General features: G+C 67.9%; 6 protein-coding genes. All 6 read right to left on the bottom strand.

The window, feature by feature from the left end; all coding sequences use genetic code 11:
* Positions 1-271 precede the first annotated feature (271 nt).
* Entirely contained in the window at positions 272-808 is a 537-nt protein-coding gene (locus AC1DTF_RS31750; protein ID WP_477476948.1) for a class I SAM-dependent methyltransferase, read from the bottom strand.
* Positions 809-824: 16 nt separating this feature from the next.
* Complete coding sequence (locus tag AC1DTF_RS31745) at positions 825-2045, bottom strand: acyl-CoA dehydrogenase family protein (protein WP_477476947.1); 1221 nt, start codon at positions 2043-2045, stop codon at positions 825-827.
* On the bottom strand, positions 2042-3031 hold the full coding sequence (locus AC1DTF_RS31740; RefSeq protein WP_477476946.1) for a GNAT family N-acetyltransferase: 990 nt from the start codon (positions 3029-3031) through the stop codon (positions 2042-2044). Before AC1DTF_RS31740 ends, AC1DTF_RS31745 begins: the two co-directional genes overlap by 4 nt.
* On the bottom strand, positions 3028-4578 hold the full coding sequence (locus AC1DTF_RS31735; RefSeq protein ID WP_477476949.1) for an APC family permease: 1551 nt from the start codon (positions 4576-4578) through the stop codon (positions 3028-3030). The genes AC1DTF_RS31740 and AC1DTF_RS31735 overlap by 4 nt, the downstream gene beginning before the upstream one ends.
* A 99-nt stretch (positions 4579-4677) precedes the next feature.
* On the bottom strand, positions 4678-6066 hold the full coding sequence (locus AC1DTF_RS31730) for an LLM class flavin-dependent oxidoreductase (protein WP_477476945.1): 1389 nt from the start codon (positions 6064-6066) through the stop codon (positions 4678-4680).
* Positions 6063-7351 (bottom strand): NtaA/DmoA family FMN-dependent monooxygenase (locus tag AC1DTF_RS31725; protein ID WP_477476944.1); only part of this gene is annotated, 1289 nt, incomplete at its 5' end. The genes AC1DTF_RS31725 and AC1DTF_RS31730, both read right to left, overlap by 4 nt.

The raw sequence follows: 7351 nt of genomic DNA, 5'->3' as shown, positions 1-7351 counted from the left end.
CCTTTGAGCAGGTCCTGATCGTCACCGCGGACGACACGATCATCATCGCCGACCTGCACGGTCAGGTCATCGTCGAGCACACCAGACCCGCACCCGGAGTCAACTACGTCGGCAACGGCCGACCCAGCGGGCCCCAACCCAGGACCAGAGAACTGTCACCGAAGTCCTGATACATCAACTGCCACCGATGTCCTGATGCAGAACTGTCACCGATGTCCTGATACATCACATCCGACACATTATCTTGTGTCGGACCGCCCGGCGCCCGCGGTCAGCGACGCCGGGCGAGCAACCAGGCCTGGCCGTCGCCCTCCCCCGCCGCGGCCTCGTCGAGCGTCGAAAACGCGGTGCGCAGTTCCCCGGGGGTGGCACGGAACCGCCCAGGTGCGGCGCCGACCTCGCTGAGCACACAGATGGCCAGCAGCCCGCCGGGCGCGAGCCGCTCGATGATCTGCCGGTCGAGTCGAGCGTCGCGAAACTTGTGGCACAGCAGCAGATTCACCGGGTCACCGGGAGGCAGACCATCGTCGAGGTCGACGGCCTCGAAACGCGCCGTGACACCGGCCTGTTCTGCCAGAGCACGCGCCCGGTCGATGGCGACGGTGGAGACGTCCACGCCCTGCACGTCGAGGCCGCGCTGGGCCAGCCACACCGCTGCCGCGCCTGAGCCGCAGGCGATCTCCAGTGCGGTGCCGGTGCGCGGGAACAGATGCGCGTGGTCCCTGAACACCGCAGGCAGCCCCGGTGTGGGCGCGGCGTCGCGGTCGGTGTACGCCGCGTCCCAGCGGGTGCGGTCCTGCTCGCTCACAGGACCCACCCTAGGACTAGTTGCCCTGTCCGCCTCGGCCGAGTGCGGCCAGGTTGGACACCGGGTCCTTGCCGTTGATGAGGTAGTCGCCGAGGATGCGCGCCTTGTAGACCCGCGGGTTGTGCGAGGCCAGGGTGCGCGCGTTGCGCCAGTGCCGGTCCAGGCCACGCTCCACCGACACCCCGGAGGCGCCGAGCGCATCGAAGACCGCGGTGGTGGCGCGCAGCGCAGCAGCGATGATGACCAACTGCGCCTGGGTGACGGCCACCTCGGCCTCGACCAGACGCCGCTTCGCGTTCCGCTCGTCCCCGTGGATCCGGTCCAGTGCCGCGCCGGCCTGTGCCAGTGCAGCCTCGGCGGCGAACGCGTCGGCGGACACCTCGCCGATGACGGCGAGCAGTTGGGCATCGTCGGAGGGCACCTGGGCCAGCCCCTGTGGGTAGTTGCGCTTGCGACCGGTCAGCGCCGTCGACCCGTCGCGCAGCGCGGCCCGGGTGATGCCGGTCAGCACCGACAGCATGGCGGTCTGATAGAAGTGGCCCTGGTAGGCAAAACGTTCGGCGGCCGGGAACACGTCACCGCGTTCGGCGCGCGCGTTCTCATAGCGGGCCGTGCCGCTGGCGGTCGTGCGCTGCCCGAAGCCATCCCAGTCGTCCAGCAGCGTGACGCCGGGATCATCGGCGCGCACCAGCGCGGTCAGCAGCTCACCGTCATCGCCGCGGCCGAGCACATCGAGCCAGTCGGCGTAGAGACTGCCGGTGGCGTAGAACTTGGCGCCGGTGACGGCGAAGTGATCACCGTCGGTCTGCACGGTGGTGACCAGGTTGGCCAGCGTGACATTGTTCGCCTCGGTCCATCCTCCACCGACGAACTGGCCGCCGAGGAAGCGTGCGATCCAGGCGTCGTTGGCCTCCGAGACCGCGGCGTTGAGCCGGTCCTCGACAAAAGCGAGGTGGTTGCGCCAGATGTGGGCGACGTTCGCGTCGGCGGTGCCGAGATCGGCCAGCAGCAGGAACACCTGTTGCAGCGACGCGCCCCAGCCACCGCGGTCGGTGGCGATCCGCAGGGTGCCGAAGCCGGCCTCGTTGAGCAACTTCACCTGCTCGTGCGGGAAGACGCGGTCACGTTCGCGTTCCAGGTTGCCCTCGGCGATCTTGGCGAACACCGGCGCGAAGTGCGCCCGCAGTTCTTCGAGGTCCGCGGTGGGCGCGCTCAGATAGGTTGTGGCGGTGCTCATCTGATTCCTGTCGGTGCATCGATGCGGTAGGCGAACTGGTGCTCGACGGCCTGGTAGCCGAGCCGTTCGTAGAGGATGTGGGCGTTGCTGCGGTTGTGGATGTCGGTGCCCAGCGACGCCAGGCTCAGGCCACGACGCAGCGCGGCCAACCAGATCTTGCGCAGCAGGAACTCCGCGATCCCGCGCTTGCGCTGGTCCCTGCGCACCCCGATGTAGTCGGTGTGGGCGCTGCGTTCCTCGCGGTCACCGTCGAGATGGGTATAGGTGGAGCCCAGCACGTAACCCACCACCTGGCCGTCATCGTTCACCGCGGCGTTGCTGAAATCTGCGGTGAAAGACCGGCTTTCGATGTGGTGAGCGAAGATCTCCGGCGTCTTGGACATGTTGCCGAAATGCTCGAGGAAGGTGGCGTACTGCAGTTGGCGCACCTGTTCGAGCAGGTCCCGCTCGATCACCTCCGGCCAGCTCAACAGGGTGAGCCCGTCGATCTCGGCACGATCCAGCGCATCGGTGTGCTCCCCGGCGAGATCCTTGCGGGTCCGGATGAACTGTCCTTCCTGCCGGGCCCCGCGCGCCACGAGCGCATCGATCGCCGGCTGCTGGTCCGTGCCGATGAAGCTCCGCAGGTACGCCCCCGGGATGTCGGCGGATTCGGCCAGGAACCGGTCCACGGTGGCGGCGACGACGCTGTCGACCAGCGGCGTGGGGGTGGCCGGGGCGAAGACGAACTCGGCCCCGATCTCGGGTTCCAGGCCGTACGGCTGGTGCAGCACCGCGTAGCCGCGGACGCGCCCCGTCTCGTCGCGGACCACCGGCACCGCACCGGGGAACACGCCGTCGAGTTGTTCGGCGATATCGCGGGAGTCCGCGGCGAACTTGCGGCCCGCGATACCCGCGGTGGTGGCCAGGAAGTCCGCGATGTGCGGGTGGTCGACCGCGGTGGCGGCCCGGACCGTCCAGGTCTTCTCCGAGACCGACACGCTCATGGCGCGACCGGTTCCTTGTCCCGCCGTGCCTCCGGGTCACCGTCGGGGTCGGGGGTATCGTCGCGATGCTCCAGCACGTCGACGATGCCCTCATCGACCAGACGCTGCTGCTCGGCATCCGACAGGGTCTGGATAGTGCCGACCCGCTTGGCCACCTCGGGGTTGGTGAACTTCAGGTACCAGTACCAGAGCAGACCGACCAGCAGGATGCCGCCGAAGATGAACGGCAGGATGTTGAACGGGAACTCGGGCACCGGGTAGAAGTTGCTGAAGATCACGTAACCCAGGGCCAGGGTCGCGGCCACGGACACGAGCAGCCGCAGCGGGGTCAGGGCCCGTATCTTGTGCAGCCAGATCGGGGTGGCGATCACCACGAGCAGGTAGCTGATCAAGAAGCCCCAGGTGGCGACGTAGCCCCCGTAGACCTCGAAGACCAGCCGGCCCGCCGAGCTGATGGTGGCCACCGCCGAGAACAGGAACGCCAATATCCCGATGAACACGATGCCGACCCACGGGGTGCGGTGTGCGGGATGCACTTTCGCGAACGCGCTGGGCAGCGCGCCCTCGTGGGCGAAGGTGAACAGCGAGCGGGCCGCAGCGGTGGTCACCGCGGTGACGAACACGACGAAAGCGATCGCGACGGCGCCGCTCATCACGTGATTGATCCACGACACGTTGGTGGCGTCGGCCAGTTGTGGCAGCACTGCCTCGTCACCGTTGATGCCCTCGAAGAACAGCACCTGCGGGTAGGTGGCGACGATGTAGAGCACACCGAGCAGGATCACCACCCGCAGCAGTGAGCGGGCGATGGTGCGGTGTGCGTCCTTGGCTTCCGCGCCCAGGGAGGCCACACTCTCGAATCCCGCGTAGGAGCCGACGGCCGACACCGCGGCGATGAAGGTGGCGCTGGTGCTGAGGTGCCCGAGATCCCACTGCTCCCAGTCGATCCGCCAGCCGTAGGTGGCATAGGACGCCACCACGATGACGAGAATGGTTGCCACCGCGATGATCTCGAAGATCAGTTCATACCGGGCGGCCAGCGAAGCCCCGCGGTACGGCAGGTACACCCCGACCCCGACGATGAGCACCACGAGGATCAGCTTGAACCAGGTGGCCTCCGACCCCAGTCCGAAGGATTGCAGGAACGAATCCAGATAGAGGACGCCGCCGAGGGTGCCGGTGACGGCGAAACCGATGTAGCCGACCAGCAGACTGAAGCCGGCGGCATAGGCGAATCCCGGGCCGAGACCATTGCCGGTGTAGGTGCCCAGCGAACCGGAGGACACCGTGCGTTTGGCCTGAAAGCTGATGGTGGTCGCGATCAGGATGACGATGACCAGGCCGATGATCACCGCCCACGCCGCGCCCTTGCCTGCGGCCAGGAACAGCATGAACGRCACGGAGGCCACGGCCACGCTGGGCGCCGCAGCGGCCAGGCCCTGGGCGAAGACACCCCAGAAGCCGAGTGCGTCGCGTTCGAGTCCGTGGTCTTCGATCTGGGACAGCGGTCGACCCCCCAGTTCGACCCGATTCGGTGTGGCCATGATGCCGCCTTCCTGCCCTGTGCGTCATGAAATCTTCTGACGCGCAGTTGTTTAAAGAGATATTGATGTCACGATGACGATGCCTGAGAATGCTCTCAGGCATCAGCTATCGGATCGACGCGATTCTTTTACCAACCGGAAACCCGCGCCAGGGTGGTCATCGGGCAGCAGCGCCGCCCCTCCGAACAGCCGCTCCCGCAGCGTGGTCGCCTCGCCGGCCTCGCGGGCGCGCCCACGGCGACGCAGTTCGGGGATCAGGTGATCGGCGACATCGGCGAAGCTGCCGGGCGTGACGTGATAGGTGATGTTGAAACCGTCGATACCGGTGCTCTCGGCGTAGGCCTCCAGTTCGTCGGCCACCGTGCCAGCGGATCCGACGAACAGTTGCCCGCCGAAACCGCCGAGCTCACCGACGTAGTCGCGCAGGGTGATCCGGTGCCGGTCCCCGGCCCCGTCCACTGCGGCCAGGATGGATCGACTGGCGTCGGTGTCGAACTGTTCGATCGGGCGGTCCACCCCGTACTCCGACCAGTCCACGCCGCTGAGCGCCGACAGCAGCACCAGGCCCGCTTCCAGGTCGTGATACTTCGCCAGGTCGGCGGCCTTGGCGCGGGCGGCGGAATCCGTGCTGTCGGTGACGATCTCGACGGAGGTCAGGAACTTGATCGAGTCGGGCCGGCGCCCGTGGGCCACCGCTCGCCGGCGGATGTCCTCGATATTGGCCCGCAACACCTGTGGGCGCGGGTCGCTGGCGAAGACCAGTTCGGCGTTGCGCGCCGCGAATTCGCGCCCGGCCGGGGAGGTGCCGGCCTGGAAGAGCACCGGGGTGCGTTGCGGCGAGGGTTCCACCAGATGTGCTCCGGGCACCTGGAAGTACGTGCCCTCGTGACCGATGGCGTGGACTTTGGCGGCGTCGGTGTAGATGCCGCGGTCGCGGTCGCGCAGCACCGCGTCCGCCTCCCAGGAGCCCTCCCACAGCTTGTAGGTGACCTCGAGGAATTCCTGGGCCATCGCGTAGCGCTCGTCGTGCGGGATCTGCCGGTCGCGCCCGATGATGTTGCGGGCCGCGCTGTCCAGCAGCGAGGTGACGATGTTCCAGCCGACTCGGCCGCCGGTCAGATGGTCCAGCGTGCTGAACTTGCGGGCCAGCAGGTAGGGGCTCTCGTAGGTCGTCGACACCGTGACGCCGAAGCCCAGATGGGTTGTCGCGGCCGCCATCGCCGACACCGCGAGCAGCGGATCGGTGACCGGTGTCTGCACACCACGGGTCAGGGCGGCATCGGCGTCACCGCCGAACACATCGAGCTGTCCGACGGCGTCGGCGATGAACAGCGCGTCGAAGCCACCCGCGTCGAGCAGCTGGGCCAGCGCCACCCAGTAGCGGATGTCGGTGTACCGGGAGGTCTGGTCCTCGGGGTGGCGCCACAGCCCGAAGTTGCCGTGCGACACCGTGGACATGGTGAAGGCGGCGAGCACGAAGGGATCGGTCATGCCGGTACGTCCAGGCCGAGGTGGGAACGCAGGGTGGTGCCCGTGTACTCGTGACGGAACAGCCCGCGCTTGCGCAGCACCGGCACGACCTGTTCGACGAACAGTTCCTCCTGGCCGGGTAGTCCGCTGTCGCGCAGCACGAAACCGTCGGCGGCGCCATCGGTGAACCAGTCCTCGATCTGGTCGGCGATCCGCTCGGGGGTGCCGACAACCGAGGCGCCCCAACCGTTCACCGTCTTGTACAGGAACTCCCGCACCGTCGGGTCGCCGTCCGCGGCGAGCGCCCGATAGCCGGCGAGCGCGGTCTGATGGGTTTCGGTGCTGTCCGGGAATGCCGAGGCGGGCACCGGGCCGTCCAGGTCGGCTCCGGTGACGTCGACGTCGACCTCCAGCAGCCAGCCCGCCTGATACTCCGGGCTGAAGTACTCGTACTCCTCGCGTTCGGCGCGCCGCGCCTCGTCCTCGGTGGACCCGATGACATACCGCAGCGAGGGGGTGATCAGCGGCGGCGTGGCGCGGCCCAGGGCGCGGGCCTCGGCGTGGATCTGCCGGTAGAACTCCTGGCCGCGGGCCTTGTTTCCGTGGCTGGTGAAGATCACCTCGGCGTGGGTGGCCGCGAATGTCCTTCCGGTGTTCGATGATCCGGCCTGGAAGATGACCGGCCGGCCCTGCGCCGAGCGCGCGGCTCCGATCGGGCCCTTCACATCGAAGTACCGCCCGTGGTGCTCCGGTACCGCGATCTTGCTGACATCGTTGAAGACTCCGGCGGCCCGGTCCTCCACGATGGTGTCCTCGGACCAGGAAGCCCAGAGCTTCTTCACCACCTCGATGGCTTCTTCGGCGACCCGATATCGTTCATCGTGATCGACGACACCGCGGGCGCTGAAGTTGTCGGCGGCCGCTGCTGCGAAGCTGGTGACCAGGTTCCAGCCGGCCCGGCCCAGGCTCAGGTGATCCAGTGAAAGAAGCTGACGGGCAAGGTGGTACGGGTGTTGCAGGGTCGCCGACCCGGTGACCACCAGGCCGATCCGCTCGGTGACCGAGGACAGCGCCGCCGTGGCCGTCAGCGGTTCGAAGTCCTCGGTGGTCTTGTAGGCCCAGGTGGCCGGCGGACCGTAGTTGAGGCCGTCGGCGAAGAACAGCGCGTCGAAGGTGCCGGCCTCTGCGGTCTGGGCGTGGCGGATCAGACGTCGGCGCACACCCGCGGTGCTGTTGTCGACGTCGGGGTGCCGCCACGGCCCCGCCGATCGGGTGTTGCCGAAGGCCAACAGATGCACTTCACGAG

It is taken from the genome of Mycobacterium sp. P4_H6, from assembly GCF_056400845.1.
This window is presented reverse-complemented; position numbering and strand designations above follow the sequence as displayed.

Bases quoted from the DNA above. Each gene is read 5' to 3' on its own strand.
- AC1DTF_RS31745 (WP_477476947.1), bottom strand. From the start codon at position 2,045: ATGAGCACCGCCACAACCTATCTGAGCGCGCCCACCGCGGACCTCGAA.
- AC1DTF_RS31740 (WP_477476946.1), bottom strand. From the start codon at position 3,031: ATGAGCGTGTCGGTCTCGGAGAAGACCTGGACGGTCCGGGCCGCCACC.
- AC1DTF_RS31730 (WP_477476945.1), bottom strand. From the start codon at position 6,066: ATGACCGATCCCTTCGTGCTCGCCGCCTTCACCATGTCCACGGTGTCG.